The organism is Vibrio anguillarum, assembly GCF_001989995.2.
GTDB lineage: Bacteria > Pseudomonadota > Gammaproteobacteria > Enterobacterales > Vibrionaceae > Vibrio > Vibrio anguillarum.
The window spans coordinates 1-944 of record NZ_JAHGUP010000123.1 but is presented as its reverse complement, the minus strand read 5'-3'; the positions used below and the strand labels follow the sequence as shown (position 1 = coordinate 944).

Below are 944 nucleotides of genomic sequence, written 5' to 3'. Positions count from 1 at the left end.
ACTTTTCGTGGGGTACACTAATTTCATTCAATATCGAGGGAACGATGCAAGATAAAAGAGTCAAAGGCGTATATAGCTCTTACTTTCAATTTAATAATGAGCGAACTCTTTCCACAGATGTAAAAAGTGAACTTTTTTCGTCTGAGTTTGAAGGATGCTCAGTTTTTATCGATAAAACTCGTAAGTATGACAACCAGATAATAATCCATGGTGTTTGTACTATAGGAGACTTAGAGAGCCATTTGGGTTTGTACAAACATGACTTCTCTCCTGAAATTTCTATCGAGCCACAGGCAATAACCAACGAGTTGAAGGCATGGTTATCAAGTAGTGAGTTTGTCCCAGCTTACGAGCATGAGTTTCTAGAACTAAGGGCGGTAAACTACGTAGCGCACGAAGAAGTCTCTGAAGAAGTCACGGTTGAACGATGGACACACGATAATGTCGATGCGTTTCTAACCTTACTCAAAACGTCAGGTTTAGAGTGTTCAGATGAAATCTGGGATAAGAAGCGCTCATTTTATTGTACAGACACATTTCGCTGTTATGTCGCAAAAATAAATGGCGAGCCCTGTGCTTGGGCAACGAGCTTTGTCGAAAATGAATATGCAATATTAGCCAATGCGTATACACAAGAAAACTATCGTTCAAAAGGGTGTCAAACGGCTTTGCTTCGGACTCGAATTTCGGATGCAATGTCTTTAGGTGTACAGGTTCTTTTAACTGATGTAATGCCAAGCAGCATTAGTAGCAAGAATTGTAAATCAGTTGGTTTTAATAGTGTTGGTGTGCGAAGTGTATGGTGTAAGGACTAGAAATATAACAAAGCATTTAAGAGGGACAGCCAACGCGTGGCATTTTTATTATGCGTTGGTTTTTGTGATTACGGTGTTATGCGGAAAGTTGGCAGTAGCGTTGGCTGCCCCTTAATGCGGCGTTAGCTG

Annotated in this window: 1 protein-coding gene; it reads left to right on the top strand. The window is 40.6% G+C overall.

All coding sequences use genetic code 11. The features are described 5' to 3' along the window. The first annotated feature begins 44 nt into the window (after positions 1-44). Complete coding sequence (locus tag PL85_RS17475) at positions 45-815, top strand: GNAT family N-acetyltransferase (protein WP_115340141.1); 771 nt, start codon at positions 45-47, stop codon at positions 813-815. Positions 816-944: the final 129 nt, after the last annotated feature.